General features: G+C 33.2%; 1 pseudogene. It reads right to left on the minus strand.

The features are described from left to right. A pseudogene (gene glyA, locus MAGTDC_RS05940) lies at positions 1–164 on the minus strand (serine hydroxymethyltransferase); the annotation flags it as partial. Positions 165–1,050 lie beyond the last annotated feature (886 nt).

A 1,050-nucleotide genomic window follows, 5' to 3' on the forward strand; every position in this document is an offset into this window, starting at 1 on the left:
TCATCGACAAAACCACAACCTTCATAATGCCGATATCCTGGATAACCATCAGCACGTTTGTTGATGAAAACGTTGTTTTGAACTTTCAGAACAGCCTCCGAAACCAAGTTCTCCGAAGCTATAAGGTTTAGACTCGTTGATTGTCTGATGAGTTCGTTTTTCAATATCGATTCCTTTTATTTGTGTGTTTAAATACGTTTTTCTGTAGCTAAAAGAACATTTCCACGCCTTGAGATTTAACGAAATCGACCATTACTTTTTACTAAGCAGATTAGCCAACCGGCGATAAATAAAGAAAAACTCAACTTTGAACTAAAATAATCGGGAACATTATTGGGTAACTAAAGGGTTTAAAAAATGGATAGTTAAACTATTGTTATCCGTAATACTGTATGTTTGTTCCTGACAGTTCTTAAAACAGAGTTTACTTTTGATATAATAAATATAACCTTCTTCGAGTTACGAAAAGAAGTTGGCAACGCAGAATTTTTGAAACGAACGGCGGAAAAAAGGTGAGTTCCACGGTCATAGTTATTATCAGGAAGGGACATTTTATATATTGTTACAAAATTGACGTTAACAACCTGTGGAATAAATAACCCGAATTTATTTATTTGTTATAATATACACAATATCAAGCTGTTGTAACCTGATAAAATCAATGCAAACTTTGTAGTTGACAATATTCTACCCAAAACACAAAATCAAAAATTTCATTAAACTTTTCAACTTCAAACACAAAACTTCATGCTTCTTTATACGTAATTAAGGAAATAATTCATTTCAGCTATTGGACTGACGTTGGACTGTGCTATCAGGCTCATTGATAGATAACACACTACCCAGACCATAAGCTGATACATATAACAAAGGTAATTTTTTTTATGACGAATGATAACTGCCGTAAATTCAAACAGAACCAAATAATTTTTTACATATGTGCCTGAGTTGTAGAGGACTGAAGGCCTATTGAATTTGGTAAAGATCGGTTACGGGGAAAGGGGTAGTTTACCTGCAACGTTTTATATTTTAACAAGAGTAAAGTACTTA

It is taken from the genome of Candidatus Hodgkinia cicadicola (genome assembly GCF_002774925.1).